Raw genomic sequence first — 25,501 nt, 5'->3', positions numbered from 1 at the left:
GGTTTCAATGAAGCATCGACAATTACTTGTTGATGGCGTCGTTCAGGACCTTGGCCGGTACGAACTTGACGACTTTCTTGGCAGCGATTTCGATGGCAGCGCCAGTCGAAGGGTTGCGGCCAGTACGGGCAGGACGCTCGGAGACTTTCAGCTTGCCGATGCCTGGCAGGGTGATTTCAGCGCCGTTTTCCAGTTGGTCGGCGACGATCTGGCCCAGTTGCTCCAGAGCGTTGCGCGCGGTGGTTTTCGGCGCGTCGATGGCTTCGGCGATGTCGGCAATCAGTTGGTCTTTGGTCAATGCCATGGTGGTGTTCCTTCCCTATCAAATCAGAGGTATGCAGCGTGCTTCATCGTTATCGGGCTGCGCGGAAGGTCCGGCGAGCCTCGCCAATCGCGTATGTAGATACGAAAATCAGCGTTTGGTTCGACACGACGCAAGCGAGCTGCCAGCAATGCGCCACCCCAAGGGGCGCAAGACGGCGCAAAGCTAACACAGGAATCAGGAAATATCCGCTGTCGACCGTGATTTTATTCAGGTTTTTCGGGGGGTTGCCCGAAAAACGCAGATTTTTGAACAAAAAACGAACAACTGACATTTCCGCCAACATATGGCCACTGCATCACCCCTGCCCTGCGGTAAACTGAGCCACTTTGCAGCGCGGTTTCGCTCCGCCCACCCTTTCAGAGAATTCCATGCCAATCCGTCATTGCATCGTTCACCTGATCGACAAGAAGCCCGATGGCAGCCCCGCCGTGCTCCATGCGCGAGACACCGAGCTGGCGGCGTCGGACGCCATCGAGAACCTCCTGGCCGACCTCAACGACAGCTATAACGCCAAACAAGGCAAAGCCTGGGGCTTCTTCCACGGAGAGTCCGGCGCCTATCCGCTCAGCGGCTGGCTCAAGCAGTATCAGGAAGAGGAAAAGGACTTCACCACTTTCAGCCGCATCGCGGTCGAGCACCTGCAGAAGCTGATGGAAGAGTCGAACCTGTCCACCGGCGGTCACGTGCTGTTCGCCCATTACCAGCAAGGCATGACCGAATACCTGGTCATCGCCCTGCTGCACCACAGCGAAGGCGTGGCAGTGAACGCCGAACTGGACGTCACCCCGTCGCGGCACCTGGACCTGGGCCAACTGCATCTGGCCGCGCGAATCAACCTGTCCGAGTGGAAGAACAATCAGCACTCGAAGCAGTACATTTCCTTTATCAAGGGCAAGAATGGCAAGAAGGTGTCGGATTACTTCCGCGACTTCATCGGCTGCCAGGAGGGTGTCGACGGCCCGGGCGAAACCCGCACGTTACTCAAGGCCTTCAGCGACTTCGTCGAAAGCGAAGACCTCCCCGAAGAGGCTGCGCGCGAGAAGACCCAGACCCTGGTGGACTACGCCACCAGCCAGACCAAGCAGGGCGAGCCGATCACCCTGGAGGAACTGTCGAGCCTGATCGACGAGGACCGCCCCAAAGCGTTCTTCGACCATATTCGCAACAAGGACTACGGCCTGTCGCCGGAAATCCCCGCGGACAAACGCACCCTCAACCAGTTCCGCCGTTTCACCGGCCGCGCCGAGGGCCTGTCGATAAGCTTCGAGGCCCACCTGCTGGGCTCGAAGATCGAATATGACGAAGAAGCCGGAACCCTGGTGATCAAAGGCTTGCCGACCCAACTGGTCGACCAGCTCAAACGCCGCAAGGACTGATCACGCCCCCGCTACACCTCGCCAACAGTAAAGGAGGCGACCAGCGCCTCCTTTGCCGACTTGCGCAGTTTTTTCACCAGCCGTTCCTGGCGCAAGGCCTCGCCCTTGTCCGGCCACTGCTCGACATAGACCAGCGCCTGCGCCGGACTGGTCTTGAAATAACGTGCGCCCTGCCCTTTCCGATGCTTCTGGAAGCGTCGCTGCGGATCGTCACTGATGCCGCAATACAACGAGCCATTGGCCGCCCGCACGAGGTAGACGTACCAGGGTTTGGCCTCCCGTTCGGGAATCTCTTCACTCACCACAGGGATCCTGAGTGTCATTAGTTTGGAGAGCCCATCCATCTCGAGGGCTCTACCATGTTGAAAGAATCTTCCCGGCTGCTCCTGGCCGCAGCTGCGCTGCTGACCTCACACTTGGCCCAGGCGTCCCTGGGGCAGCGAACCGCTGCACAGATGCAGGAAAACTATGATGCCGCACTGATTGACTGCGGGGGCTCGGCCATTCCGGCCCACGGCTGTTCGGGCGTACTGATTCGCGCGACCAAACCCTCCCCCAAATACCACACCTGGCATCATAGCCCGAACAACAAGGAAAAAGGCGGCGTCTCGTTCTCCTATCTGCGCGCCGATCTGCCAATCACGCGTCTGGCTGCCGACGCCCGCAGCGGCTTTACCCTGTACCCGCGCATGCAGCGCCCGGCAGGGTCGATCAGCTATCAAGTGCTGTGCGCCTGGCCAACCGATGGCGATACCTGGACCCGTGAACAACAAGGGTGTGGCAACAACAGCGAAACTACCTTCAACGAACGCCTGTGCCACGAGCAAGGCATCATGACCGCGCAGGCCTGGATCGACCAGTTCCGCCGCACCGGGGACTACAGACGCCAATGCGCATTCGATGTCCGTGACACCCGCAAGAGCGAGCGCGCCGAAGCCTTTTACCAGAGTCTGATGGCACAGCGAATGTTCGCCTCCGAACTGCCATTCCCTTGGAACGAAGTCATCGTTCAGGCTTGGGAGGAAGACCAGTCCCACAGACTGCCGATCCAGTCGTTCTTCCATATCGAAGGCATGTGGGGGGCGCTCGAGCAGGCACAGGCCGACCAGAAGGACTGGCACAGGACCTACGGCACCTACATCCCGATCATTCGCATCCGCATGCCCCTGCAGGCCCACGACAAGGCCACATTCAGCTATCACAGCAAAGAGCAGGCGGTTCCCACGTCCTGAAAAGACGCTCAGCGCGCCTGAAATGCCCGCAGGCCCTTGTTGGCCTGCTGGCGGACCTTGTTTCTGACCAGGGGACTCCATCCCAGCAACAGGCCGGGCGTACCAAGGGCTTGGCGCGACCAACGCCACAGGTCGAAGCTGTCGTCATGCTGGCAGATCAAGCCGTCGCGAAACACGAAACGAGCCTGGATATCATTGACTACGGTGCGTCCGGTCTGGCTGAACAGGTAAGTGGCGACCCAATGGGCACTGCCACCCCGTGCGTCCGCGTGCACGCTGTCGAAGGTCAGGGAGAAGTCTTTGGCGCGAGTGGTCAGCATCCGCCACATATCGCCCACATCCTGGCCGCGCAAAGTACCGAAGGCCGGATCGCTGAAGACGATGTCATCGCTGTAGCAGGCCACCATGGCCTCGGCGTCCAGGCGCTGGAACGCCTGGTAGAAACGGGTGATCAGGGCGCTTTTGGCGTCGCTCATGGGGCAGGTCCGTCCTGGGAATCGAGAGCTGCACGATAATCCGCGCCACGCCTTCGCGCCATGGTCATTTGCGCCATGAATGCATCCAGCGTCGTACCGGCTTCACACCCGTTCGCTAACGACCTGCACATGCAGTGCCCGCCCAGCGCCCAGGCCAAAGACGATCGCCCCCAACCCCAGTACCGCGAAAATCCAGCCGACCGCTGCCCAGCCGCCGGTGAGGTCATGTACCAGGCCGACAGCGAACGGGCCCATCGAAGCCAGCGTGTAGCCGACCCCCTGGGCCATGCTCGAAAGGTTCGCCGCCACGTGCGAATCCTTCGAGCGCAACACGATCAGGGTCAGGGCCAGAGCGAAGGTACCGCCTTGCCCCAGCCCCAGCAGTATCGCCCAACCCCACAGCCCCGAGATCGGCGCATACAGGCATCCGAACAGACCACCGAGGGTGACCAGCATCACCACCACGATCGCCAGGCGCTGGTCCTTGCCGCGGGTCGCCAGCCAAGGCGCACTGAGCGAACTGATCAACTGCACCAGCACCGACCCCGAGAGCACCAGCCCAGCTTCCGTGGGGCTCAGCCCACGACCGATGAGAATCGACGGCAGCCAGCCGAACACGATGTAGGCCAGCGAGGACTGCAACCCCATGTACAGGGTCACCTGCCAGGCTAGCCGATCACGCCACAGCCCGCGTACCCGATAGGCCACCTGGTGCGCACCATGTCCATGGCGCGCCTGGGGCGACCACACCAGCATCGCCAGCAGCGCCGGTAGCAGCCAGAAGCCCAGCCCCATGGCCCAACTGTCGCCGAAGTACCGGCTCAAGGGCACGGTGCTGCCTGCGGCCATCGCTGCACCGAAGCACAGGGCCATGGTGTAGACGCCCGTCAGGGTGCCGGCGTGAGCCGGGAAGTCACGCTTGACGATACCCGGCAGCAGCACGCCGATGATGCCGATGCTGGCACCGGCGATCAGGCTGCCGACGAACACACCGGTCGCACCGAGCGCACTGCGCAGCAGGATCCCCAGCGCCAGGGTCAGGAGGATGCCCAGAATCACCCGCTCGCTGCCGAAACGACGCGCCAGGATCGGCGCCAGCGGTGCGAACAGGCCCAGGCACAGGACCGGCAAGGTCGTCAGCAGACCTGCAGCGGACGCATTGAGGCCCAGGCCCTCGGACACCTGGCCCAGCACTGGCGCCATGCTCGACAGCGCCGGGCGCAGGTTCAGCGCGACCAGCACCAGCCCCAGCAGCAGCAACCAAGGTCGACGCAGCACCACCGGTTGCTGCTGGACCTGTTCGTCGTCGGCCTCGGCATCGATCAGCAGTTCATCGAGTTCGGGGTCGTGCTTGGAACGGTTGGGCGTCAGTTGTTCAGGCATGGGGCACTCGGGCTCAGGATTCGATGAGGGCCCGGCTCAGGCGCTTGGCCGTGTCCGGGTCGCGTTGTTCGATGGCGTCGAGGATCTGCACGTGCAGATCGAACACCCGTTGACTGCGGGGAAGCGCACTCATGTTGCGCTGGACCGCTGCAGCGACGACGCTGGAAAAGTAGCGGTACAACTCGCTCAGTGCGGGGTTGTGCGCAGCGTCCACCAGGCGCTGGTGGAACACCAGGTCACAGGCCACATAGGTGTCCAGGTCGCCGTGGAAGTGCCCGCAACTGTGCTCCAGGGCCTCGCGCAAGCCGCGCAGATCATCGTCGGTACGCCGCAAGGCGGCGAGGCCGATAGCCTCGGCTTCGAGGATGCAGCGGGTCTCGCGAGCCTGCTCGACCGTGCAGCGCGAGATGGCCTGCACCGCCTGCAAGGGGTCTTGGGCGGCGCGCAGGTAACTGCCATCGCCCTGGCGCACTTCGACCAGACCACTGAAGGCCAGCACGCGCATGGCCTCACGCACGGTATTGCGGCTGATGCCCAGCTCCAGGGCCAGCTCCGGCTCGGTAGGCAGACGCTGCCCCACAGCCCATGCGCCCTGGGCGATGCGCTCGCGCAATTGGTCCACGGCTTGCTCCACCAGGGAGCGCTTGATCAACAGGGACATATTAACGTCCATTCATCGGATGAATTTACAACTTGTGACAGTAGCGCTGAAAAGGATCGCGGGGCAAGTCGGAGTGGCAATGCAGCGATCCGACCTGCCCCGCGATAGAGACGCCGCGAACTATCCGTTCAACGCATCGATCAACGCCAGGTTCATCTCCGGCGTCCCTACGGTGATCCGCAGGAACTGCGCAATCCGCGCCTGCTTGAAGTGCCGCACGATCACACCCTGCTCACGCAGACGCGCCGCCAGTTCAGCCGCGTCCTGTTGCGGGTGACGGGCGAAGATGAAGTTGGCCGCCGATGGCAACACCTCGAAGCCCCGCGCCGTCAACTGCTCGACCAGTGCCTCGCGGCTGTCGATGACCTTGCGGCAGGTCTCGTCGAAATAAGCGCGATCTTCGAACGCCACCGCCGCGCCGACGATCGCCATGCGATCCAGCGGATAGGAGTTGAAGCTGTTCTTGATCCGCTCCAGCGCCTCGATCAGGTCCGGGTGCCCCACTGCCAGCCCCACCCGCAGGCCAGCCAGCGAGCGCGACTTGGACAGGGTCTGGGTCACCAGCAGGTTGTCGTAGCGGTCCACCAGGGCGATGGCGGTTTCGCCGCCAAAGTCGATGTAGGCTTCGTCCACTACCACCACCGAGTCGCGATTGGCCTTTAGCAACTGCTCGATCGCCTCGAGCGGCAACAGGCAGCCGGTCGGTGCGTTGGGGTTGGGGAAGATGATCCCGGCGTTTGGTTTTTCATAGTCCTCGATGCGGATCTGGAACTGCTCGTCCAGCGCTACCTGCTCGAAGTCGATACCATACAAGCCGCAATACACCGGATAGAAGCTGTAGCTGATATCCGGGAACAGCAGCGGCGCGCCGTGCTGGAACAAGCCGTGGAAGATGTGCGCCAGCACCTCGTCCGAACCGTTGCCGACGAAGACCTGCTGCGGGGTGACCTTGTAGTAGTCAGCCACCGCCTGCTTGAGCCGGTCGCTGTTCGGGTCCGGATACAGGCGCAAGTTGTCGTTCAACTCGCCACGCATGGCCTCCAGCGCCTTGGGCGAAGGCCCATAGGGGTTTTCGTTGGTATTGAGCTTGACCAGGCGTGCCAGCTTGGGTTGCTCGCCCGGCACGTAAGGCACCAGGTCCTTGACGAAGGGGCTCCAGAATCGACTCATGTTCAGTTCCCCTTCTCGTTGAGGATGCGGTATTCGGCGCTACGGGCGTGGGCGGTCAGCGACTCGCCGCGGGCCAGTACGGATGCAGTGTGACCGAGCTCGGACGCGCCCTGCTCGGAGCAGAAGATGATCGACGAACGCTTCTGGAAGTCATACACCCCCAGAGGCGAGGAGAACCGCGCGGTGCCGGAGGTCGGCAACACGTGGTTGGGACCTGCGCAGTAGTCACCCAGGGCCTCGCTGGTGTGGCGGCCCATGAAGATCGCGCCGGCATGACGGATCTGCGGCAACCAGGCCTGCGGGTCGGCGACCGACAGTTCGAGGTGCTCGGGGGCGATGCGGTTGGCGACCTCGATGGCCTGCTGCATGTCACGCACCTGGATCAGGGCGCCTCGGCCGTTGATCGACTTCTCGATGATCTCGGCGCGCTCCATGGTTGGCAGCAGCTTGCCGATGCTGGCCGCCACGCGGTCGAGGAAAGCCGCATCGGGGCTGACCAGGATTGCCTGGGCGTCTTCATCGTGCTCAGCCTGGGAGAACAGGTCCATGGCGATCCAGTCCGGGTCGGTCTGGCCATCACATACCACGAGAATTTCCGACGGTCCGGCGATCATGTCGATGCCAACCTGGCCGAACACGTGACGCTTGGCGGTGGCTACGTAGATATTGCCGGGACCGACGATCTTGTCGACCTGCGGCACGCTCTCGGTGCCATAGGCCAACGCCGCGACTGCCTGGGCGCCACCGACGGTGAACACGCGGTCGACACCGGCGATGCAGGCTGCAGCCAGCACCAGTTCGTTGATTTCTCCACGCGGGGTCGGCACCACCATGACCACCTCGCCGACACCGGCGACCTTGGCGGGGATGGCATTCATCAGTACCGACGACGGGTACGACGCCTTGCCGCCAGGCACATACAGCCCTGCGCGATCGAGCGGGGTGACTTTCTGGCCGAGCACGGTGCCATCGGCTTCGGTGTACTGCCAGGAGTCCTGTTTCTGCCGCTCGTGGTAGCTGCGCACGCGGTTGGCGGCGGTTTCCAGCGCCTCGCGCTGGGCTGCGGAAATGCGGGTCAGGGCCAGTTCCAGGCGCTCGCGACCAAGGATCAGGTCATCGATGGACTTGGCATCAACGCCATCGAAACGCTGGGTGAACTCCACCAGCGCCGCATCGCCACGCTCGCGAACGGCCTTGATGATGTCGAGAACCCGCTGGTTGACCGCGTCATCGGACACGCTTTCCCAGCTCAGCAGATGATCCAGATGTCGCGCGAAATCCGGATCAGCGGCGTTGAGACGGGCAATTGCAGTGGACACGGTCATGACGAGGGCCTCGTTTTATTGGCGAATGCTCAGGCGCCCTAGGCTACCAGTCCATCCGCGCGGGCACCCGAGAAAAGTGGCTATGACGCGGATAGACGGGCGCGACAGCGAAGGTCGCGCGCAGAAGTCAGCCGCGGTGTCGCGATTCGACAGCCTTGCGCAGGGTGTCGATGAGACTCTGGATACGGGCGTGCTGCATCTTCATGGAGGCCTTGTTCACCACCAGGCGCGAACTGATCGTGGCGATCAGCTCCTGTGGCTCCAGGCCATTGGCGCGCAGGGTGTTGCCGGTATCCACCACGTCGATGATCTTGTCGGCGAGGTTGATCAGCGGGGCCAGTTCCATTGAGCCATAGAGCTTGATGATGTCGACCTGGCGGCCTTGTTCAGCGTAATAGCGCTTGGCTACGTTGACGAACTTGGTGGCCACACGCAGACGCCCCTTGGGCTCGGGTGCGCCGACGACACCAGCGGTCATCAACTTGCACTTGGCGATCTGCAGGTCGAGCGGCTCGTACAGGCCCTGGCCGCCGTATTCCATCAACACGTCCTTGCCGGCCACACCCAGGTCGGCGGCACCATGCTCGACATAGGTCGGCACGTCGGTGGCACGCACGATGAGCAGGCGCACATCGTCCTGCGTGGTGGGGATGATCAGCTTGCGGCTCTTGTCCGGATTCTCGGTCGGCACGATACCGGCCTCGGCCAGCAGCGGCAGGGTATCGTCGAGAATACGGCCTTTTGAAAGCGCGATGGTCAACATTGCAACGTCGGTCCTTAAGCGGCTACAGCCGACCAGGTCATCGACCTGGCCGTGTTCGATTCGGCTGGCACGTCCGTGTGCCGATCACAGGCAGATAGCGCGACTAGCCCGGTACGCGACGGATCTTCGCGCCCAGCATCTGCAGTTTTTCCTCGATGCACTCGTAACCACGGTCGATGTGGTAGATGCGATCGATCAGGGTATCGCCTTCGGCCACCAGCGCAGACAGCACCAGGCTCGCCGAAGCGCGCAGGTCAGTCGCCATCACGGGCGCGCCCTTGAGCATGTTGACCCCAGTGACGATGGCGGTGTTGCCCTCGACCTGGATCTGCGCGCCCATGCGGTGCATCTCGTACACGTGCATGAAGCGGTTTTCGAAGATGGTCTCGATCACAGCGCCAGTGCCTTCGGCAATGGCATTGAGGGAGATGAACTGTGCCTGCATGTCGGTCGGGAATGCCGGATACGGCGCGGTACGCAGGTTCACGGCTTTGGGCCGCTTGCCGTGCATGTCCAGCTCGATCCAGTCTTCACCGGTGGTGATGTCGGCACCCGCTTCCTTGAGTTTCTCGAGGACGGCTTCGAGGATGGTCGGATCGGTGTCCTTGACCTTGACACGGCCGCCGGTGACAGCAGCAGCCACGAGGTAGGTACCGGTCTCGATACGGTCGGGCATCACACGGTAGCTGGCCGAGTGCAGGCGCTCGACGCCATCGATGGTGATGGTGTCGGTGCCGGCGCCCTGGATCTTCGCACCCATGGCGATCAGGAAGTTGGCCAGGTCGACCACTTCAGGTTCGCGCGCGGCGTTCTGCAGCACGCTGCGGCCCTTGGCGAGCGCAGCGGCCATCATGATGTTCTCGGTACCGGTCACGCTGACCGTATCGAAGAAGAAGTGCGCGCCACGCAGGCCACCTTCAGGGGCCTTGGCCTTGATGTAGCCGCCTTCGACTTCGATCTTCGCGCCCATGGCTTCAAGGCCACGGATGTGCAGGTCAACAGGGCGCGAACCGATGGCGCAGCCACCTGGCAGGGCGACTTCGGCCTCACCGAAGCGGGCGACCATCGGGCCGAGCACCAGGATCGAGGCGCGCATGGTCTTGACCAGCTCGTAGGGCGCGACCAGCGTCTTGATGGTGCGCGGGTCGATCTCCACCGCCAGCTTCTCGTCGATCACAGGCTCGATGCCCATGCGCCCGAACAGCTCGATCATGGTGGTGATATCGTGCAGGTGCGGCAGGTTGCCGACGGAGACCGGGCCATCGGCCAGAAGCGTAGCCGACAGAATCGGCAGGGCAGCGTTCTTCGCGCCGGAAATGCGGATCTCGCCGTCGAGGCGCGCGCCGCCAGTAATAATCAGTTTGTCCATTTCAATCTCGCCGCCAACGTTGGCTCAGGTGCGCTCAGCCCAGGCTGCGCTGCTGAAAAATTTCATGGTTACCGCATGGATGCTGCCGTTGGCGATCCACGGATTCAGGTGAGCATAGATCGCCTGCTGACGCTTGACCGGGCTCTGGCCAGCCAGCTCGTCGCTGATCACGTTCAACTGGAAGTTGCAGCCTTCGCCTTCAACTTCGACCCGGGTTCCCGGCAGTTTTTCTTCAAGGAAGCTCTTAACTTCTACGGCCTGCATGCTCAACCTCAATCGGCGCCCAGTGCGCGCGGGTCGGCCATGATACAAAAAAGCCCCTCGCCTGCGAAGCCCATACGAGGACGCGCTGACCGAGGGGCCTTCCCTTGTTGACGGGTCATCAGCCCGCCAGTACTTCATCGAGGTCGTAGACCTCGGCGATTTCACGCATGTCTGCAGGCATGCCGCGCACTTCCCAGGCCTTGCCAGCGGCCTGGGCATCACGCATGAACGCCAGCAGCAACGACAGCCCCACGCTGCTGGACTTGCTCACGGCCGAGCAGTCGAGCACCAGCCGCTGCTCGCAGCTGGCGGCGATCAGCGCCTTGCCCTGCTTGCGCAGTGCCGGCCCGCTGCGGTAGTCCAGCACACCGGCCAGGCGCAGGACACCCGGCTCGGCCATAGTCATGTCGGCTTCACTCATTTGACAGTCTTCTCGGGAGAGCTGTCGGCAGCTTCCTTGGCCTTTGCCACTTCGCCAGCCCAGCCGTCGATGGTCTTGTCGAGGTTGTTGCCGTTACGGTTCATCGCGTCGGCGAACTGATCGCGGAACAGCTTGCCGATGTTGATGCCGTTGACGATGACATTGCGCACCTTCCATTCGCCCCCGATGTTTTCCAGGGTGTACTGGACCGGATACACGGCACCATTATTGCCGGACACCTTCATGCCCACCGAGGCACGCTGGCCATCATCCGGCTTGGCTGGATCGACGGTAATGCCCTGGTTGTCGTATTCCAGCAATGCATTGCCGTAGAACTGGAACAGACTGCGGCGGAAATTCTCCTGGAAGCGCTGCATCTGCTCGGGCGTGGCCTTGCGCGAGTACTTGACGGTCATGATGCTTCTGGAAATGCCGTCAGCGTCTACTACCGGGCCAAGGATGCGGTTGAGCGCATCATAGAAGGCTGCGGGGTTGGCCTTGTACTGTTCCTTGTTCGCCTTGAGGTCGGACAGCAGCTCAGTGGTGGTGCCCTGAACCACGTCGCGCGGGGACTGGCCCGGCGCCGCCAGGGCCATCAGGGGGAAGGCCGCCAGCAGGACCAGCAGGCCACGTCGCAGGATCGAAATCATGGAAACTCCTCAATTAGCTGGTTGGGCTTCTTTCGGTTCCTTGCCAACGGAGTTGAGCAGGAACTTGCCAATCAGATCTTCCAGCACCAGCGCCGACTGGGTGTCGTGGATGGTGCTGCCATCCTTGAGCACCTGCTCTTCACCGCCCACGCTGATGCCGATGTACTTCTCGCCGAGCAACCCGGCGGTCAGGATCGAGGCAGTGGAATCGGTCGGCAGGTTGTCGACCGACTTGTCCAACTGCAAGGTGACCCGACCGGTGTAGGAGTCGCGATCCAGATCGATGGCCGTGACCTTGCCGATGGTCACACCGGCCATGGTCACTTTAGCTCTGACAGTCAAACCGGCGATATTGTCGAAGTACGCATAAACTTTATAGGTATCGCTGCTCGGGCTGGCCGACAATCCACTGACACGCAGGGCCAGCAGCAGCAGCGCCAGGATCCCGGCCAGGAGGAACAGGCCGACACCGATTTCCAGGGTGCGGTTTTGCATCAGAAATCTCCAAACATCAAGGCGGTCAGAATAAAGTCCAGACCCAGGACTGCCAACGAGGCATAGACCACGGTCTTGGTGGTGGCACGGCTGATCCCCTCTGAAGTGGGTTCGCAGTCATACCCCTGGAATACGGCGATCCAGGTGACGACGAAGGCAAACACCAGGCTCTTGATCAGCCCGTTGATCACGTCATCGCTGAAAGAAACGCTGTTCTGCATGTTGGCCCAGAAAGAGCCTTCGTAGACCCCCAGCCAGTCCACGGCCACCCACGATCCACCCCAGATGCCGACCACGCTGAAGATCAGCGCCAGCAGCGGCAGCGAGATGAAGCCGGCCCACAGGCGTGGGGCAACGATGTACTTGAGCGGGTCGACACCGATCATCTCCAGGCTGGAGAGCTGCTCGGTGGACTTCATGTTGCCGATCTCGGCGGTCAGTGCCGAACCCGCACGCCCGGCGAACAGCAGCGCCGTGACGACAGGGCCCAGCTCGCGAAGCAGCGTCAGCGCGACCATCTGCCCGACAGCCTGCTCGGAACCGTACTTGGTGAGGATGCTATAGCCTTGCAGGGCCAGCACCATGCCGATGAACACGCCGGACACCACGATGATCGCCAGCGACAGCACGCCCACCGAATAGAGCTGCTTGGTCAGCAGCTGGAAGCCGCCACCGATGCCGCCACGCCCGGCCAGGGCATGAAAAAGGAACAGGCACGAGCGCCCGAGCACGGCCAGCACGTCGATGGCGGCACGCCCGAACAGGCGAATGCGTTCGAGTAAGGATTTTCTGCGCATCAACGCGCTCCCAGCAGATCGGCGCGGTAGTCTGGCGCAGGAAAATGAAATGGCACCGGACCATCCGGGTCGCCCTTCATGAACTGGCGGATGCGCGGATTGTCCGACCCCATCAGTTCGTCAGGCGTGCCCTGCCCCAATACCTGCCCATCACCCACCACATAGAGGTAGTCGGCGATACTCGCGGTTTCGGCGAGGTCGTGGGAGACAACGATGCTGGTGATGCCCAGGGCATCGTTGAGCAGACGGATCAGGCGCACCAGAACGCCCATCGCGATCGGGTCCTGGCCGACGAAAGGCTCGTCGTACATGAGGATCTGCGGATCCAGCGCGATCGCCCGGGCCAGCGCCACACGGCGCTTCATGCCGCCTGACAGCTCGTCCGGCATCAGGTCGATGGCACCGCGCAGGCCCACGGCCTGCAGCTTCATCAGGACGATGTCGCGAATCATCTCGTCGGACAACTGGGTGTGCACCCGCAGCGGGAAGGCCACGTTCTCGAAGACATCCAGGTCGGTGAACAGCGCACCGCTCTGGAACAGCACCCCCATCTGCTTGCGCGCATCGAACAGGTCGCTGCGCGACAGGGCCGGCAGGTTCTGCCCGCCTACCCAGACTTCGCCGCTGGAGGGACGCAGCTGCGCGCCCATCAGGCGCAGCAGGGTTGTCTTGCCGCACCCGGAAGGTCCCATGATGCCGGTGACCTTGCCGCGGGGGATACGGATGTCGACATTGCTGAAAATGCTACGCGAACCGCGTTTGAAGGTGACCCCCTTCAACTCGACCGCGTAGGCGCTATCCGAACTCATCTAGACTCCTTGCAATGCAGCCTCGTCTACATGGACGCCTGCCTTCATCGTGAAGGCACACGCATCCCTGGCGGGCCGAATAGCGGCGAACTATAGCACCGCGCAAAGTTGTCCCCAAGGCCATTTCCCCGAGTCGTTCAGGCACCGTACAGCTATTTTGCAACTTCCTACGACAACTCGAAGGTGAGCGTTTCACACATTGCCGCTATAATCGGCGCCTTTTCATCAGGCATTGCTTTTTCGACATGAGCCAATCCAGCGAGCTGATCCAATCCGCCCAGCGCACCCTGCGCCTGGAACTCGAGGCCGTAGAAGGCCTGCGGGCCCGTATCGACGACAATTTCGTCAAGGCCTGCGAGCTGATCCTGGCCAGCAAGGGTCGGGTCGTCGTGGTGGGCATGGGCAAGTCCGGCCATATCGGCAACAAGATCGCCGCCACCCTCGCCAGTACCGGCACCCCGTCGTTCTTCGTGCACCCGGCAGAGGCCAGCCACGGCGACATGGGCATGATCACCCGCGACGACGTCATCCTCGCCCTGTCCAACTCCGGCAGCACCGCCGAGATCGTCACGCTGCTGCCGCTGATCAAGCGCCTGGGCATCCAGATGATCAGCCTGACCGGCAAGCCGGACTCACCGCTGGCACAGGCCGCCGAAGTCAACCTCGACGCCAGCGTCGCCCAGGAAGCCTGCCCGCTGAACCTGGCGCCCACCTCGTCCACCACCGCTGCATTGGTCCTGGGTGATGCCCTGGCCATCGCCCTGCTCGAGGCACGCGGCTTCACCGCCGAGGATTTCGCGTTCTCCCATCCGGGTGGCGCCCTGGGCCGTCGCCTGCTGTTGAAAGTCGAGAACGTCATGCACGCGGGTGACGAACTGCCCCAGGTACAGCGCGGCACGCTGCTCAAGGACGCCTTGCTGGAGATGTCGCGCAAGGGCCTGGGCATGACCGTGGTCATGGAGCACGACGGCCGCCTGGCCGGCGTCTTCACCGACGGCGACCTGCGCCGCAGCCTGGATCGCAACATCGACGTGCACAGGACGCTCATCGACGAAGTCATGACTGTTCACGGCAAGACCGCCCGCGCCGAAATGCTCGCGGCCGAAGCCCTGAAGATCATGGAAGACCACAAGATCAGCGCACTGGTGGTGGTCGATAACCAGGATCGCCCGACCGGCGCCCTGAACATGCACGACCTGCTGCGCGCCGGAGTGATGTAAATGACCCAGGACCTGATGCAACGCGCCAAGGCCATCAAGCTGGCCGTCTTCGACGTGGACGGCGTGCTGACCGACGGCCGCCTGTACTTCCTCGAGGACGGCAGCGAATTCAAGACCTTCAACACCCTCGATGGCCACGGCATCAAGATGCTGATGGCCTCGGGCGTGACCACCGCGATCATCAGTGGGCGCAAGACCCCCGTGGTCGAGCGTCGGGCAAAGAACCTGGGCATTCCACACCTGTTCCAGGGGCGCGAGGACAAGCTGGTGGTGCTCGACGGCCTGCTCGCCGAACTGGGCCTGAGCTACGAGCAGGTCGCCTACCTGGGCGACGACCTCCCCGATCTCCCGGTAATCCGCCGGGTGGGCCTGGGGATGGCCGTGGCCAACGCGGCGCCCTTCGTCCGCGAGCACGCCCACAGCGTCACCCAGGCACGCGGCGGCGAAGGCGCAGCCCGCGAGTTCTGTGAACTGATCATGCAGGCCCAGGGCACCCTGGACGCTGCCAACGCCCATTACCTGTAGGCCACGCCATGCTCAGCAAGAAACTTCGAAACGCCGTGCTGCTGGCAGCCATCGCTGCGCTGCTGGTTGCGATCGGCTACTGGAACATCAGCCCTGAGAGCTTCCTCGACAAGCCCACGGCACAGGTCGACGAAAGCGCCATCGACTACTATGCGATCAACGCCCACAGCGTACAGTTCCTGCCCGACGGCAGGCTGCAATACGAAATGACCGCGGACAAGGTCGAACACTTGAAAGCCAGCGAAGTCACCCTGGTGACCACGCCAGACATGCACATCTACCGTGGGACAGCATTCCCATGGCACGTGCAGAGCGTGCGCGCCGAGGTCAATCCGGACGGCACCGAGGTCGAACTGATCGACAACGTGCGGATCGCCCGCACCGACGAAAAACAACGCGACACCCTGATCACCAGTAGCCGGATGACCGTGTTCCCGCAGAAGCAATATGCGCAGACCGATCAAGCCGTTAGAATCGACGGCGCCGGTGGCACGACTACGGGCGTAGGAATGAAAGCATATTTGGAAGACGGCAGGATGGACCTGCTGTCCAACGTAAGAGGACAGTATGAGGCTCGTTAAAACCCTCCCCCTTTTGCTCAGCCTGAGCGCAGCACTGGGAAGCGCGAGCGCCTTCGCCCTGCCGAACGACCGTGACCAGCCGATCCGCATCCAGGCGGACAACGCGCACCTGGACGACAAACAGGGCGTTGCCACCTACACGGGCGATGTGATCATCACTCAGGGCTCGATGATGATCAAAGGCAATACCGTCACCATGACTCGCGCCGCCTCGGGTGACATCGACGTCGTGACCTCGGTGGGCAACCTGGCCTACTTCGAGCAGCAGCAGAGCGCCGCCAAGCCCGACAAGATGAAGGGCTGGGCCGTCACCATCCAGTACCAGGCGCAAAAGGATATCGTCATCCTCACTGACCGCGCCAAGGTCGAGAACGAAGGCAACACCACCGAAGGCGAGAAAATCGTCTACAACACCAAGACCCAGGTGGCGACCGCCGGTCGTGGTGGCAACGTGACCGCACCTCGTCAGCGTATCGACATGGTGATCCAACCGAAGAAAAAGGCCGAGTAAATGGCAACCCTCAAAGCCCAGCACCTGGCCAAGAGCTACAAGGGCCGCCAGGTCGTCCGCGACGTCAGCCTGTCGATCGACAGCGGCCAGATCGTCGGCCTGCTCGGCCCCAACGGCGCCGGCAAGACCACCTGCTTCTACATGATCGTGGGGCTGGTCCAGGCCGACCAAGGGCGCGTGCTCATCGACAGCCACGATGTCAGCCACCAGCCCATGCATGGCCGGGCCCAGGCAGGCATCGGCTATCTGCCGCAGGAAGCGTCGATCTTCCGCAAGCTGTCGGTCGCCGACAACATCATGGCCATCCTCGAGACGCGGAAGGACCTGGACCGCGATGGACGGCGCAAGGAGCTGGAAAGCCTGCTGCAGGAGTTCCACATCAGCCACATCCGTGACAACCTCGGCATGAGCCTGTCCGGTGGCGAACGCCGCCGCGTCGAAATTGCCCGCGCCCTGGCGACTGCACCGAAGTTCATCCTGCTGGACGAACCCTTCGCTGGCGTCGACCCGATTTCCGTGGGTGATATCAAACAGATCATCCACCATCTGAAGGCCAAGGGCATCGGCGTGCTGATCACCGACCACAACGTGCGCGAAACACTCGACATCTGCGAGACCGCCTACATCGTCAACGATGGTCAACTGATCGCCGAAGGCGACGCCGAGACCATCCTGGCCAACCAGCTGGTCAAGGAAGTCTACCTGGGCCACGAGTTCCGACTCTGATCCCCGGGACCTGCCTGGAGCATTGGAAAAGCCTGGTGAAACGGGCTTAAGTGTTACAGTGCTCTAGGCAAACGCTACAATTTCAGGCATATAACTTGCTTAAGATTTGGCGCTCCGGCGCCCTGTAGTGGATGGCGCATGCGCGCCGGCGAACAAGGTATTAAGCCCCAGCCATGAAACCATCGCTCGTCCTAAAAATGGGCCAGCAACTGACGATGACCCCGCAGTTGCAACAGGCCATCCGTCTGCTCCAGCTCTCCACCCTGGACCTCCAACAGGAAATCCAGGAAGCGCTGGAGTCCAATCCGATGCTCGAACGTCAGGAAGACGGCGACGACTTCGACAACAGCGATCCGATGGCGGAAAACGGCGAAAGCAAACCTGCCACCGAAGCCCAGGACAACAGCTTCCAGGAAACCACCGTCAGCACGGAAAACCTCGAAGAGGGCGAGTGGAACGAGCGCATCCCCAACGAATTGCCGGTCGACACGGCCTGGGAAGACATCTACCAGACCAGCGCCAGCAGCCTGCCCAGCAACGATGACGACGAGTGGGACTTCACCACGCGCACCTCGGCCGGCGAAAGCTTGCAGAGCCATCTGCTGTGGCAGCTCAACCTGGCACCGATGTCCGACACCGACCGCCTGATCGCTGTCACTCTCATCGACAGCATCAACGATCAGGGCTATCTGGAAGACAGCCTCGAGGAAATCTGCGCCGGATTCGATCCGGAGCTGGACATCGAGCTGGATGAAGTCGAAGCCGTGCTGCACCGCATCCAGCAGTTCGAGCCGGCCGGCGTCGGCGCCCGCAACCTGGGCGAATGCCTGCTGCTGCAACTGCGCCAACTGCCGGCGAGCGTGCCGTGGATGGCCGAGGCCCAGCGCCTGGTCACCGACTACATCGACCTGCTCGGCAGCCGCGACTACAGCCAGCTCATGCGTCGCATGAAGCTCAAGGAAGACGAGCTGCGCCAGGTCATCGAGCTGGTGCAAAGCCTCAATCCGCGCCCGGGCTCGCAGATCGAATCGAGCGAGCCGGAGTACGTGATTCCAGACGTCATCGTGCGCAAGGACAGCGACCGCTGGCTGGTCGAACTGAACCAGGAAGCGGTGCCGCGCCTGCGGGTCAATCCGCAGTATGCAGGCTTCGTCCGCCGTGCCGACACCAGCGCGGACAACACCTTCATGCGCAACCAGTTGCAGGAAGCGCGCTGGTTCATCAAGAGCCTGCAAAGCCGCAACGAGACACTGATGAAAGTGGCGACCCAGATCGTCGAACACCAGCGTGGTTTCCTCGACCACGGCGATGAAGCCATGAAGCCCCTGGTGCTGCATGACATCGCCGAGGCGGTGGGCATGCACGAGTCGACCATTTCGCGGGTCACCACGCAGAAGTACATGCACACTCCCCGTGGCATCTACGAATTGAAATACTTTTTCTCGAGCCATGTGAGCACCGCCGAAGGCGGCGAATGCTCGTCTACGGCGATCCGCGCGATCATCAAGAAACTGGTGGCCGCGGAAAATCAGAAAAAGCCATTGAGTGACAGCAAGATCGCTGGTTTACTGGAGGCACAAGGCATCCAGGTAGCCCGCCGCACCGTCGCCAAGTACCGCGAATCGCTGGGGATTGCCCCATCGAGCGAGCGCAAGCGATTGATGTAGCCCCGGGATGTGCCACAGCGTTTCAGTGGCAGGTGCAATACCTGCCTCTTTATGCACGGGCAACAAAGGAGAAGCTGTATGCAAGTCAACATCAGTGGCCAGCATGTAGAAGTCACCCAACCACTGCGCGAATACGTGCTCGAGAAGCTCGCCCGCGTGGAAGGGCATTTCGACAAGATCACCAATGCAACGGTGATCATGAAGGTCGAGAAGCTGCAGCAGAAGGTTGAAGCAACACTCCAGATTCCCGGCGGCGAAGTGGTCGCCAACGCTGAACACCAAGACATGTATGCCGCGATCGACGCATTGGCTGACAAGCTCGACCGCCAACTGAAAAAACACAAGGAAAAACAGCAAAGCCTGCTGCAAGGTGCAGCTGCCCGCTGATCCCCCTCATCCATGATCCGACTTGAAACCATCCTGACCCCCGGCCGTTCCCTCGTGAACGTGCCGGGCGGCAGCAAGAAGCGCGCCCTGGAAAAGGTCGCCACCCTGATTGCCGAGCAAGTACCTGAGCTTGCGATGCAAGACGTCTTCGAAAAGCTCATCGCTCGCGAAAAACTGGGCTCCACCGGCTTCGGTAATGGCATCGCCATTCCCCACTGCCGTCTGGAAGGTTGTACCGCCCCCGTCAGCGCCCTGCTGCACCTGGACGCACCCATCGACTACGACGCCATCGACGGCGCCCCCGTGGACCTGCTGTTCGTGCTGCTGGTCCCGGAAGCGGCCACCGATGCCCACCTCGAACTGCTGCGCCAGATCGCCAGCATGCTCGATCGCAAGGAAGTCCGTGATCGCCTGCGTGCCGCCGACAGCAGCGAAGCCCTCTACCAGGTAGTCCTGGACGCACAGAACGAGCACTGAACATGCGCCTGATCATCGTCAGCGGCCGGTCCGGCTCCGGCAAGAGCACCGCGCTCGATGTGCTGGAAGACAACGGCTACTACTGCATCGACAACCTGCCCGCCGGGTTGCTGCCGCAGCTGGCGGAAAACGCGCTGATCAACACCGAACTGATGCAACCCAAGGTCGCCGTGTCCATCGATGCGCGCAATCTACCCAGCCATCTGTCGCGCTTCCCCGAATTGCTCGAGGAAGCGCGCGCCCGTCACATCCAGTGTGACGTGCTGTACCTGGACGCCGACGAAGACACGCTGCTCAAGCGGTTCTCCGAAACCCGCCGTCGCCACCCCCTGACCAACGCGGACCGTTCGCTCGCCGAAGCCATCCGCGTCGAAAGTGAGCTGCTCGGCCCCATCGCCGACCTTGCCGACCTCAAGATCGATACCACCAGCCTCAATCTTTACCAACTGCGTGACTCGATCAAGCTGCGTCTGCTTAACCAGCCTGAGCCCGGCACCGCTTTTCTCGTCGAATCCTTCGGTTTCAAGCGCGGCATGCCGGTGGACGCCGACTTGGTGTTCGACGTGCGCTGCCTGCCAAACCCTTACTGGAAACCCGAGCTGCGCGAGCACTCGGGCCTTGAAGCTCCGGTGATCGAGTACCTGGCAGCACAACCGGACGTCGAGGAAATGTTCCAGGACATCTCCAGCTATCTGCTTAAATGGCTACCGCGCTTTGCCGCCAGCAACCGCGCCTATGTCACCATCGCCATCGGCTGCACCGGCGGACACCACCGCTCTGTCTATATCACCGAGCGCCTCGGACAACTGCTGCAGCAAACCCTGAAAAACGTCCAGGTCCGTCACCGCGACCTCTAACCCACAGGATCCACCCCACGATGCCCGCCCGCGAAATCACCATCATCAACAAGCTGGGCCTGCACGCCCGGGCGGCAGCCAAGTTCGTCGGCGTGGCCGGGAAGTTTCCCTGCCAGGTTCGAGTCGGGCGCGCCCCCGACAAGCTGGTGGACGGCAAGAGCATCATGGCAGTGATGATGCTGGCCGCAGGTAAAGGCACCCAGGTGCACCTGCATACCGAGGGTGAGCAGGACAACGACGCACTGGATGCACTGGTGGCGTTGATCAACAATTATTTCGACGAAGGCGAGTAAGCCCTCGCCCCGCCTCTCGCCCGGCAGCCTCAGGACATCGCGGTGTCCATCACCATCATCAGGCAGAATCCGATGCATAGCCCCAGGCTTGCCAGGCGGTGATTGCCATTGCTGCGCGACTCGGGAATGATTTCCTGGGTCACCACCAGCAACATCGCTCCCGCCGCACACGCAAGCCCCAGCGGTAGCAGCAGTTCGGCGACATTCACCAGCCAGGCACAGATCACCGCCGCCACCGGCTCCACCAGCCCGGATGCTGCACCGATCAGGAAGGCCTTGAACCGCGACATCCCTGCCCCCGCCAACACCAACGCAATCACCAGCCCTTCAGGCACATCCTGCAGGGCAATGCCCATGGCCAGGCTGTCAGCGTCCGGCATGCCGCCCCCCGCTGAAACACCAATGGCCATACCTTCCGGGATGTTGTGCGCAATGATCGCGGCCACGAACAGCCAGATACGCGCAGCGATCACCGGCTGATTGCCCTGCCCGACCATGGATTCCGGCGAAACCCCGGAGATTCGCAAGTCGACCAGGAACAGGCACAGCGCCCCGAGCAACAACCCGGCACTGACCAGACCACCGGCGCCCCAAGGGCTGAAGCCGATGGACTGCGCCGCATCAAGACCCGGGATGATCAGGGAGAACGCGGTGGCCGCCAGCATCACTCCGGCGCCGAAGCCAAGCAAGGTGTCAGCCACCGCTACCGGCATGTTGCGGATCACCAGCACCGGTACCGCGCCCAACGCCGTGCCCAGCGCGCACAGTGCGCCGCCTTCGAGCGCACGTAACATGCGCGGTTCCAGGTCCAGCCAGGCGATGCCCCGCGCCACCAACAGCGCCGTGCCGACCAGCAACAGCAAAGTCCCAAGCGCCAGTCGGAACAGGCGCACACTGCTGACAGACATCACCTCGGAGCGCATGGCAGATCGACTCACTTCAGGGCTTCAAGGTAGCGACGTTCCACTTCCGTCCAGTCGACGACGTTGTAGAAGGCACCGATATATTCGGGACGACGGTTCTGGTACTTCAGGTAGTAGGCGTGCTCCCACACGTCCAACCCCAGGATCGGTGTGTTGCCGTGCATCAGCGGACTGTCCTGGTTGCCGCTGCTCTCCACCACCAGCGTCTTGGCCGGGGTGACGCTGAGCCAGGCCCAACCGCTGCCGAAACGGGTCAGCGCAGCCTTGGTGAATGCGTCCTTGAACGCCTCGAAGCCACCGAGCTGCGTATCGATGGCCTGGGCCACCTGACCCTGGGGGTGGCCACCGCCCTTGGGCGACATCACGGTCCAGAACAACGCATGGTTGGCATGGCCGCCGCCCTGGTTGATCACCGCTCCCTGCAGCTTTTCGGGCAGCTGCTTGACCGCGCCGACCAATTTTTCGACCGGCCATTCGGCCCACTCGGTCCCTTCGATGGCGGCGTTGAGGTTGTTCACATAGGTCTGGTGGTGCTTGCTGTGGTGAATCTCCATGGTCTGGGTATCGATGTGCGGCTCCAGCGCATCGTAGGCGTAAGGCAGAGCAGGCAAGGTGTGGGGCATGTCAGTGAATTCCGTATGCAGGTGAACGGTGAGTGGCATCCGGCCGGGCAGCCAGTTCGCTCGCTTCAGGCACATGGCGATTGAGCAGGCGCTCGGTGCGTGGGTACTGGCCGTATTCGGCGATAAAGCTCAACAGCTCGGTGTAGGTGCGCCCGCTGTGGCGCAACGCGGCATCACGCAGCGCCTGGGGCAGGCGCGGCTCCTGACTGGCCTGGAGCAGCCGCTGGTGGGCCGCACACAGGTAATCGGCGCTCTCGTGGGGCTGGTTCAGGCGCAGGTGCAGGTCAGCCAGGTTGTGATGGGCAATGACGAAGGCCGCCACCGCCTCGTCGACGTCATGCCAGCGCTCGAACAGCACCTGGGCCAGGGCCAGGGCTTGCAGGTAGTGTTCCCGGGCGTCTACCAGCTCACCTTGTTCGAACAGGCGATTGGCGGTTTCCGTGGTGCGTTTCCAATGCTGCATGACGTGTCTCCTGGGTGAGGACCGTGGATCAGATACCGCCAGCGGTGAGTTTTTCCGGGTCCAGCAGGGCCTCGAGCTGCTCACGCGACAGGTCGGTATGCTCCAGCGCCACTTCCACGATCGGGCGACCTTGCTTGTAGGCGGTCTTGGCAATCTCGGCGGCCTTGAGGTAGCCGATGATCGGGTTCAGTGCCGTGACCAGGATCGGATTGCGCGACAGCGCCTCCTTGAGCTTCGGCTCATTGACCTTGAAGCTGGCAATAGCCTTGTCTGCCAGCAGGCGGCTGGCGTTGGCCATCAGCTCGATGCTCTCCAGCAGGTTGCGAGCGATCACCGGCAGCATGACATTGAGTTCGAAGTTGCCCGACTGGCCGGCAACGGCGATGGTCGCGTCGTTGCCGATGACCTGCGCGGCAACCATCGCGGTGGCTTCGGGGATCACCGGGTTGACCTTGCCCGGCATGATCGAAGAGCCCGGCTGCAGCCCCTCGAGCTCGATTTCGCCAAGCCCGGCCAGGGGGCCGGAGTTCATCCAGCGCAGGTCGTTGGCGATCTTCATCAGCGCGACAGCGGTGGTCTTGAGCTGGCCGGACAACGCCACGGCCGTGTCCTGGGAGCCGATCAAGGCGAACAGGTTTTCGCCAGGTGTGAACGGAATGCGGGTCAAGTCGCTCAGTTCACGGGCAAAGCCCACGGCGAACTGCGGGTGGGCATTGATGCCAGTGCCGACCGCTGTACCGCCCTGGGCCAGCGCCTGCAGGGCGGGCAAGGTGGCTTCCAGATGCGCTTGGGCGCCCTTGATCTGTGCCGCCCAGCCCCCCAGCACCTGGCTCATGCGCACTGGCATGGCATCCATCAGGTGGGTGCGGCCGGTCTTGACGTAACGGTGAACCTCGACAGCCTTGGCCTCGATCACCTGGACCAGATGCCCCAGCGCCGGCAGCAGTTGCTCGTGCAAGGCCAGCGCTGCGCTGACGTGAATGGTGGTCGGAATGATGTCGTTGCTGCTCTGACCGCAATTGACATGGTCGTTGGCGTTGACCTTGTCACCCAGCACCCGGCTGGCCAAGGTGGCGATCACCTCGTTGGCGTTCATGTTGGAACTGGTGCCGGAACCGGTCTGGAACACGTCCACCGGGAAATGCTGGATGAAGTCCTCGGCCAGCAGTTGCTCGACCGCCTTGACGATGGCACCGCCCTGCTCCGCGCTCAGTTGCCCCAGCGCGATGTTGGCCTTGGCTGCTGCGGCCTTGGCCAACAGCAGTGCCCGGATGAACTGCAGCGGCATGCGCTGGCCGCTGACCGGGAAGTTGTCGACCGCGCGCTGGGTCTGGGCACCATACAGGGCCTGGGCCGGCACCTGCAGTTCGCCCATGCTGTCACGCTCGATACGGGTATTACTCATCATCGGATCCTTGCATCAGTTCATCGGGGGAAATCGAAGGCAGCAACACGCAACTGGCCAGTTGCATCGCATAGGGCTGCCAGCGCTCGTTCTGCTCGCAACGGTCGAGGTTGCGCAGGTCAAGCAGCGGGCGCCAGGCCTGATCCAGGCACTGGCAGCGCCAATGCCAAGGCAACATGCGGTCGCAGGCGGTATCCAGCAGCAGGCGGAAGGAGGTCAGCGCCACGGTCCAGGGCGAGGTCTGGGTGCAACAGACCAGATAGCGCCCCTCGGCCAGGTAATGTTCGATCAGCCGTGGCTCGTCCGGCTCGAGGGCGCAGCGGATGCGCCGACTCAACCAGCGCCAGTTTTCCAGGTAGGGCAATTCGTGGAGGACGGTTTTCATGAACATCATCGCCGGGGGTTACTGGATAATGATATTCATTATTAATTGATAAATAGAATCACTTCAAGAGCGAGACCACAAACAAAAAACCCGGCGCGATGGCCGGGTTTGTCGTAACGCGTAGGTCAGACGTGCACCGTCAGCTACCGGCGACGGTCATCCGTTCGATCAGCACCGAACCGCTGTGAATATTGCTGCGCGTTTCAATATCGCTGCCAATCGCGACAATCTGCTGGAACATGTCCTTCATATTGCCGGCGATGGTCACTTCCTGAACAGGGAACTGGATTTCACCGTTCTCCACCCAGAAACCCGCAGCGCCACGGGAGTAGTCACCCGTGACCATGTTCAGGCCATGCCCCATCAGCTCGGTCACCAGCAGGCCGCGCCCCATGCGACGGATCAGTGCGGCCTGGTCTTCGACGCCATGGGTGACGAACAGGTTATGCACGCCGCCAGCGTTGGCGGTGCTTGGCAGCTTGAGCTTGCGACCGGCATAGGTGCCGAGAATGTAGGACACCAGTTCGCCCTTGTCGATGAACGGCTTGGCATAGGTGGCCAGGCCATCGCCGTCGAACGCGGCACTGCCCAGCGCGCGCGGAATGTGCGGACGCTCGTCGAGGGTCAGCCAGGTCGGGAACAGACGCTGGCCCAGGGTGCCTTCGAGGAACGACGACTTGCGGTACAGGTTGCCGCCGGAGATTGCCGACAGGAAGCTGCCGAACAAGCCGCCGGCCAGCTCCGCAGCGAACAGCACCGGCACCTCGCAGGTCGGCACTGGACGTGCGCCAAGACGGCTGGCGGCACGCTGTGCAGCGCGCTGGCCGATACTGCGCGGGTCGGCCAACAATTGGCCCTGGCGATTGACGTCATACCAGTAGTCGCGCTGCATCTGCCCTTCGCCTTCGGCGATCATCACACAGCTCAGGCTGTGGCGGGGCG

The 25,501-nt window shown here is 62.5% G+C and carries 33 protein-coding genes; 12 read left to right on the top strand and 21 right to left on the bottom strand.

Annotated features, from left to right (window positions below; translation table 11 throughout):
* Positions 1-22: 22 nt before the first annotated feature.
* Positions 23-304, bottom strand: coding sequence for an HU family DNA-binding protein (locus tag HU729_RS17535; protein ID WP_054894359.1), 282 nt, complete (start codon positions 302-304; stop codon positions 23-25).
* A 389-nt stretch (positions 305-693) separates the two neighbouring features.
* On the opposite strand from HU729_RS17535, the gene yejK reads away from it, so the two are divergent.
* A complete protein-coding gene (yejK, locus tag HU729_RS17530; protein ID WP_186667880.1) occupies positions 694-1,701 on the top strand; it encodes a nucleoid-associated protein YejK in 1,008 nt (335 codons plus the stop codon).
* A gap of 11 nt (positions 1,702-1,712) precedes the next feature.
* Here the strand turns inward: yejK and HU729_RS17525 are convergent, their stop codons facing one another.
* On the bottom strand, positions 1,713-2,003 hold the full coding sequence (locus HU729_RS17525) for a GIY-YIG nuclease family protein (RefSeq protein ID WP_288374342.1): 291 nt from the start codon (positions 2,001-2,003) through the stop codon (positions 1,713-1,715).
* A gap of 57 nt (positions 2,004-2,060) precedes the next feature.
* On the opposite strand from HU729_RS17525, the gene HU729_RS17520 reads away from it, so the two are divergent.
* Entirely contained in the window at positions 2,061-2,933 is an 873-nt protein-coding gene (locus HU729_RS17520; protein ID WP_186667879.1) for a hypothetical protein, read from the top strand.
* 8 nt (positions 2,934-2,941) lie between these two features.
* Here the strand turns inward: HU729_RS17520 and HU729_RS17515 are convergent, their stop codons facing one another.
* From HU729_RS17515 to HU729_RS17455, 13 genes are all read right to left on the bottom strand, one after another.
* Entirely contained in the window at positions 2,942-3,409 is a 468-nt protein-coding gene (locus HU729_RS17515; protein ID WP_186711073.1) for a nuclear transport factor 2 family protein, read from the bottom strand.
* Positions 3,410-3,511: 102 nt separating this feature from the next.
* Positions 3,512-4,792: an MFS transporter gene (locus HU729_RS17510; protein ID WP_186667874.1), complete on the bottom strand. Its 1,281-nt coding sequence runs from the start codon at positions 4,790-4,792 to the stop codon at positions 3,512-3,514.
* Between the two features lie 13 nt (positions 4,793-4,805).
* The gene (locus tag HU729_RS17505) at positions 4,806-5,453 is read right to left on the bottom strand and encodes a FadR/GntR family transcriptional regulator (protein WP_186711072.1); all 648 of its coding nucleotides are present in this window, start codon (positions 5,451-5,453) and stop codon (positions 4,806-4,808) included.
* A 120-nt stretch (positions 5,454-5,573) separates the two neighbouring features.
* Positions 5,574-6,623 (bottom strand): histidinol-phosphate transaminase, encoded by a 1,050-nt coding sequence (gene hisC, locus HU729_RS17500; protein ID WP_186711071.1) that lies wholly within the window; start codon positions 6,621-6,623, stop codon positions 5,574-5,576.
* Positions 6,624-6,625: 2 nt separating this feature from the next.
* The gene (gene hisD / locus HU729_RS17495; RefSeq protein ID WP_186667868.1) at positions 6,626-7,948 is read right to left on the bottom strand and encodes a histidinol dehydrogenase; all 1,323 of its coding nucleotides are present in this window, start codon (positions 7,946-7,948) and stop codon (positions 6,626-6,628) included.
* 127 nt (positions 7,949-8,075) lie between these two features.
* Positions 8,076-8,711 carry an ATP phosphoribosyltransferase gene (gene hisG, locus HU729_RS17490; RefSeq protein ID WP_186667866.1) on the bottom strand — a complete coding sequence of 212 codons (636 nt, stop codon included), beginning with the start codon at positions 8,709-8,711 and terminating at the stop codon, positions 8,076-8,078.
* A 103-nt stretch (positions 8,712-8,814) separates the two neighbouring features.
* On the bottom strand, positions 8,815-10,080 hold the full coding sequence (murA, locus tag HU729_RS17485; RefSeq protein WP_186667864.1) for a UDP-N-acetylglucosamine 1-carboxyvinyltransferase: 1,266 nt from the start codon (positions 10,078-10,080) through the stop codon (positions 8,815-8,817).
* A 24-nt stretch (positions 10,081-10,104) separates the two neighbouring features.
* Positions 10,105-10,344 (bottom strand): BolA family protein, encoded by a 240-nt coding sequence (locus HU729_RS17480; RefSeq protein WP_028689666.1) that lies wholly within the window; start codon positions 10,342-10,344, stop codon positions 10,105-10,107.
* A gap of 118 nt (positions 10,345-10,462) precedes the next feature.
* Entirely contained in the window at positions 10,463-10,765 is a 303-nt protein-coding gene (locus HU729_RS17475; RefSeq protein ID WP_186711070.1) for an STAS domain-containing protein, read from the bottom strand.
* A complete protein-coding gene (locus tag HU729_RS17470; protein WP_186711069.1) occupies positions 10,762-11,415 on the bottom strand; it encodes an ABC transporter substrate-binding protein in 654 nt (217 codons plus the stop codon). Before HU729_RS17470 ends, HU729_RS17475 begins: the two co-directional genes overlap by 4 nt.
* 9 nt (positions 11,416-11,424) lie before the next feature.
* The gene (gene mlaD, locus HU729_RS17465) at positions 11,425-11,910 is read right to left on the bottom strand and encodes an outer membrane lipid asymmetry maintenance protein MlaD (protein ID WP_186667858.1); all 486 of its coding nucleotides are present in this window, start codon (positions 11,908-11,910) and stop codon (positions 11,425-11,427) included.
* Complete coding sequence (gene mlaE, locus HU729_RS17460) at positions 11,910-12,707, bottom strand: lipid asymmetry maintenance ABC transporter permease subunit MlaE (protein ID WP_186667856.1); 798 nt, start codon at positions 12,705-12,707, stop codon at positions 11,910-11,912. The genes mlaD and mlaE overlap by 1 nt, the downstream gene beginning before the upstream one ends.
* The gene (locus HU729_RS17455) at positions 12,707-13,516 is read right to left on the bottom strand and encodes an ATP-binding cassette domain-containing protein (RefSeq protein WP_186667853.1); all 810 of its coding nucleotides are present in this window, start codon (positions 13,514-13,516) and stop codon (positions 12,707-12,709) included. Before HU729_RS17455 ends, mlaE begins: the two co-directional genes overlap by 1 nt.
* Positions 13,517-13,761: 245 nt before the next feature.
* Between HU729_RS17455 and HU729_RS17450 the strand changes: the two genes are divergently transcribed.
* The 10 genes from HU729_RS17450 to HU729_RS17405 all read left to right on the top strand — a co-directional run bounded on the left by HU729_RS17450 (position 13,762) and on the right by HU729_RS17405 (position 20,760).
* Positions 13,762-14,736, top strand: a complete 975-nt coding sequence (locus HU729_RS17450; RefSeq protein WP_186667844.1) for a KpsF/GutQ family sugar-phosphate isomerase — start codon at positions 13,762-13,764, stop codon at positions 14,734-14,736.
* Positions 14,737-15,261, top strand: a complete 525-nt coding sequence (kdsC, locus tag HU729_RS17445; RefSeq protein WP_186711068.1) for a 3-deoxy-manno-octulosonate-8-phosphatase KdsC — start codon at positions 14,737-14,739, stop codon at positions 15,259-15,261. It begins immediately after the preceding gene.
* Between the two features lie 8 nt (positions 15,262-15,269).
* Complete coding sequence (gene lptC, locus HU729_RS17440; RefSeq protein WP_186667840.1) at positions 15,270-15,842, top strand: LPS export ABC transporter periplasmic protein LptC; 573 nt, start codon at positions 15,270-15,272, stop codon at positions 15,840-15,842.
* Positions 15,829-16,353: a lipopolysaccharide transport periplasmic protein LptA gene (lptA, locus tag HU729_RS17435; protein WP_065863249.1), complete on the top strand. Its 525-nt coding sequence runs from the start codon at positions 15,829-15,831 to the stop codon at positions 16,351-16,353. The genes lptC and lptA overlap by 14 nt, the downstream gene beginning before the upstream one ends.
* Positions 16,354-17,079 carry an LPS export ABC transporter ATP-binding protein gene (gene lptB, locus HU729_RS17430; protein WP_186667838.1) on the top strand — a complete coding sequence of 242 codons (726 nt, stop codon included), beginning with the start codon at positions 16,354-16,356 and terminating at the stop codon, positions 17,077-17,079.
* Positions 17,080-17,252: 173 nt separating this feature from the next.
* Positions 17,253-18,746 carry an RNA polymerase factor sigma-54 gene (locus HU729_RS17425; RefSeq protein ID WP_186667837.1) on the top strand — a complete coding sequence of 498 codons (1,494 nt, stop codon included), beginning with the start codon at positions 17,253-17,255 and terminating at the stop codon, positions 18,744-18,746.
* A gap of 78 nt (positions 18,747-18,824) precedes the next feature.
* On the top strand, positions 18,825-19,133 hold the full coding sequence (gene raiA / locus HU729_RS17420; RefSeq protein ID WP_054894382.1) for a ribosome-associated translation inhibitor RaiA: 309 nt from the start codon (positions 18,825-18,827) through the stop codon (positions 19,131-19,133).
* Positions 19,134-19,145: 12 nt separating this feature from the next.
* Entirely contained in the window at positions 19,146-19,610 is a 465-nt protein-coding gene (gene ptsN, locus HU729_RS17415; RefSeq protein ID WP_186667836.1) for a PTS IIA-like nitrogen regulatory protein PtsN, read from the top strand.
* 2 nt (positions 19,611-19,612) lie between these two features.
* The gene (gene rapZ, locus HU729_RS17410) at positions 19,613-20,467 is read left to right on the top strand and encodes an RNase adapter RapZ (RefSeq protein WP_186667835.1); all 855 of its coding nucleotides are present in this window, start codon (positions 19,613-19,615) and stop codon (positions 20,465-20,467) included.
* 20 nt (positions 20,468-20,487) lie between these two features.
* Positions 20,488-20,760, top strand: a complete 273-nt coding sequence (locus tag HU729_RS17405) for an HPr family phosphocarrier protein (protein WP_054894385.1) — start codon at positions 20,488-20,490, stop codon at positions 20,758-20,760.
* A gap of 29 nt (positions 20,761-20,789) precedes the next feature.
* On the opposite strand, the gene HU729_RS17400 is transcribed toward HU729_RS17405, so the two are convergent.
* The 6 genes from HU729_RS17400 to HU729_RS17375 form a co-directional block, all read right to left on the bottom strand.
* Positions 20,790-21,683: a ZIP family metal transporter gene (locus HU729_RS17400; protein WP_186711074.1), complete on the bottom strand. Its 894-nt coding sequence runs from the start codon at positions 21,681-21,683 to the stop codon at positions 20,790-20,792.
* A gap of 11 nt (positions 21,684-21,694) precedes the next feature.
* On the bottom strand, positions 21,695-22,306 hold the full coding sequence (locus HU729_RS17395) for a superoxide dismutase (protein ID WP_186711067.1): 612 nt from the start codon (positions 22,304-22,306) through the stop codon (positions 21,695-21,697).
* A 1-nt stretch (position 22,307) separates the two neighbouring features.
* Positions 22,308-22,769, bottom strand: coding sequence for a hypothetical protein (locus HU729_RS17390; RefSeq protein ID WP_186667833.1), 462 nt, complete (start codon positions 22,767-22,769; stop codon positions 22,308-22,310).
* Between the two features lie 28 nt (positions 22,770-22,797).
* Complete coding sequence (locus HU729_RS17385; RefSeq protein ID WP_186711066.1) at positions 22,798-24,174, bottom strand: class II fumarate hydratase; 1,377 nt, start codon at positions 24,172-24,174, stop codon at positions 22,798-22,800.
* Positions 24,167-24,568, bottom strand: coding sequence for a FagA protein (locus HU729_RS17380; RefSeq protein WP_186667831.1), 402 nt, complete (start codon positions 24,566-24,568; stop codon positions 24,167-24,169). Before HU729_RS17380 ends, HU729_RS17385 begins: the two co-directional genes overlap by 8 nt.
* A 130-nt stretch (positions 24,569-24,698) precedes the next feature.
* A partial coding sequence (locus HU729_RS17375; RefSeq protein WP_238348395.1) for a metallopeptidase TldD-related protein occupies positions 24,699-25,501 on the bottom strand: 803 nt, incomplete at its 5' end.

It is taken from the genome of Pseudomonas sp. RW10S2 (assembly GCF_014268985.1).
Lineage (GTDB): Bacteria > Pseudomonadota > Gammaproteobacteria > Pseudomonadales > Pseudomonadaceae > Aquipseudomonas > Aquipseudomonas wayambapalatensis.
This window is presented reverse-complemented; position numbering and strand designations above follow the sequence as displayed.

Excerpts from the sequence above, each read along its gene's own strand:
- HU729_RS17535 (WP_054894359.1), bottom strand. The coding sequence starts at position 304 with ATGGCATTGACCAAAGACCAACTGATTGCCGACATCGCCGAAGCCATC.
- yejK (WP_186667880.1), top strand. The coding sequence starts at position 694 with ATGCCAATCCGTCATTGCATCGTTCACCTGATCGACAAGAAGCCCGAT.
- HU729_RS17520 (WP_186667879.1), top strand. The coding sequence starts at position 2,061 with ATGTTGAAAGAATCTTCCCGGCTGCTCCTGGCCGCAGCTGCGCTGCTG.
- HU729_RS17515 (WP_186711073.1), bottom strand. The coding sequence starts at position 3,409 with ATGAGCGACGCCAAAAGCGCCCTGATCACCCGTTTCTACCAGGCGTTC.
- HU729_RS17510 (WP_186667874.1), bottom strand. The coding sequence starts at position 4,792 with ATGCCTGAACAACTGACGCCCAACCGTTCCAAGCACGACCCCGAACTC.
- HU729_RS17505 (WP_186711072.1), bottom strand. The coding sequence starts at position 5,453 with ATGTCCCTGTTGATCAAGCGCTCCCTGGTGGAGCAAGCCGTGGACCAA.
- hisC (WP_186711071.1), bottom strand. The coding sequence starts at position 6,623 with ATGAGTCGATTCTGGAGCCCCTTCGTCAAGGACCTGGTGCCTTACGTG.
- hisD (WP_186667868.1), bottom strand. The coding sequence starts at position 7,948 with ATGACCGTGTCCACTGCAATTGCCCGTCTCAACGCCGCTGATCCGGAT.
- hisG (WP_186667866.1), bottom strand. The coding sequence starts at position 8,711 with ATGTTGACCATCGCGCTTTCAAAAGGCCGTATTCTCGACGATACCCTG.
- murA (WP_186667864.1), bottom strand. The coding sequence starts at position 10,080 with ATGGACAAACTGATTATTACTGGCGGCGCGCGCCTCGACGGCGAGATC.
- HU729_RS17480 (WP_028689666.1), bottom strand. The coding sequence starts at position 10,344 with ATGCAGGCCGTAGAAGTTAAGAGCTTCCTTGAAGAAAAACTGCCGGGA.
- HU729_RS17475 (WP_186711070.1), bottom strand. The coding sequence starts at position 10,765 with ATGAGTGAAGCCGACATGACTATGGCCGAGCCGGGTGTCCTGCGCCTG.
- HU729_RS17470 (WP_186711069.1), bottom strand. The coding sequence starts at position 11,415 with ATGATTTCGATCCTGCGACGTGGCCTGCTGGTCCTGCTGGCGGCCTTC.
- mlaD (WP_186667858.1), bottom strand. The coding sequence starts at position 11,910 with ATGCAAAACCGCACCCTGGAAATCGGTGTCGGCCTGTTCCTCCTGGCC.
- mlaE (WP_186667856.1), bottom strand. The coding sequence starts at position 12,707 with ATGCGCAGAAAATCCTTACTCGAACGCATTCGCCTGTTCGGGCGTGCC.
- HU729_RS17455 (WP_186667853.1), bottom strand. The coding sequence starts at position 13,516 with ATGAGTTCGGATAGCGCCTACGCGGTCGAGTTGAAGGGGGTCACCTTC.
- HU729_RS17450 (WP_186667844.1), top strand. The coding sequence starts at position 13,762 with ATGAGCCAATCCAGCGAGCTGATCCAATCCGCCCAGCGCACCCTGCGC.
- kdsC (WP_186711068.1), top strand. The coding sequence starts at position 14,737 with ATGACCCAGGACCTGATGCAACGCGCCAAGGCCATCAAGCTGGCCGTC.
- lptC (WP_186667840.1), top strand. The coding sequence starts at position 15,270 with ATGCTCAGCAAGAAACTTCGAAACGCCGTGCTGCTGGCAGCCATCGCT.
- lptA (WP_065863249.1), top strand. The coding sequence starts at position 15,829 with ATGAGGCTCGTTAAAACCCTCCCCCTTTTGCTCAGCCTGAGCGCAGCA.
- lptB (WP_186667838.1), top strand. The coding sequence starts at position 16,354 with ATGGCAACCCTCAAAGCCCAGCACCTGGCCAAGAGCTACAAGGGCCGC.
- HU729_RS17425 (WP_186667837.1), top strand. The coding sequence starts at position 17,253 with ATGAAACCATCGCTCGTCCTAAAAATGGGCCAGCAACTGACGATGACC.
- raiA (WP_054894382.1), top strand. The coding sequence starts at position 18,825 with ATGCAAGTCAACATCAGTGGCCAGCATGTAGAAGTCACCCAACCACTG.
- ptsN (WP_186667836.1), top strand. The coding sequence starts at position 19,146 with ATGATCCGACTTGAAACCATCCTGACCCCCGGCCGTTCCCTCGTGAAC.
- rapZ (WP_186667835.1), top strand. The coding sequence starts at position 19,613 with ATGCGCCTGATCATCGTCAGCGGCCGGTCCGGCTCCGGCAAGAGCACC.
- HU729_RS17405 (WP_054894385.1), top strand. The coding sequence starts at position 20,488 with ATGCCCGCCCGCGAAATCACCATCATCAACAAGCTGGGCCTGCACGCC.
- HU729_RS17400 (WP_186711074.1), bottom strand. The coding sequence starts at position 21,683 with ATGCGCTCCGAGGTGATGTCTGTCAGCAGTGTGCGCCTGTTCCGACTG.
- HU729_RS17395 (WP_186711067.1), bottom strand. The coding sequence starts at position 22,306 with ATGCCCCACACCTTGCCTGCTCTGCCTTACGCCTACGATGCGCTGGAG.
- HU729_RS17390 (WP_186667833.1), bottom strand. The coding sequence starts at position 22,769 with ATGCAGCATTGGAAACGCACCACGGAAACCGCCAATCGCCTGTTCGAA.
- HU729_RS17385 (WP_186711066.1), bottom strand. The coding sequence starts at position 24,174 with ATGAGTAATACCCGTATCGAGCGTGACAGCATGGGCGAACTGCAGGTG.
- HU729_RS17380 (WP_186667831.1), bottom strand. The coding sequence starts at position 24,568 with ATGATGTTCATGAAAACCGTCCTCCACGAATTGCCCTACCTGGAAAAC.